Raw genomic sequence first — 241 nt, 5'->3', positions numbered from 1 at the left:
CCCCTTCTCCGAGCAGTCGCTGGAGGAGATGAATCTTCAGTTGAACGTCAATGTGCGCGGCGTCTTCGTGGCGACCCAGGCTGCGTTGAAGCACCTCCCCAACGGCGGCCGCATCATCACTATCGGCAGCAACGCAGGCCTGTCCGTCCCGTTTCCTGGCATAGCCGTTTATTCGGCCAACAAATCGGCGATGGAGAGCTTCACGCGCGGTCTTGCGCGTGAAGTGGGCCCTCGTGACATT

1 protein-coding gene is annotated in these 241 nt (G+C 60.6%); it reads left to right on the top strand.

Going from position 1 to position 241, the window contains the following annotated elements; genetic code table 11:
- Window positions 1-241: SDR family NAD(P)-dependent oxidoreductase (locus R0J87_RS24145; RefSeq protein WP_498889578.1), on the top strand; the 241-nt coding region annotated here is incomplete at both ends.

This window comes from Halomonas sp. SIMBA_159, from assembly GCF_046536035.1.
Lineage (GTDB): Bacteria > Pseudomonadota > Gammaproteobacteria > Pseudomonadales > Halomonadaceae > Vreelandella > Vreelandella venusta_A.
The sequence above is the reverse complement of the archived record's forward strand: the minus strand, read 5'-3'. Positions and strand labels throughout refer to the sequence as shown.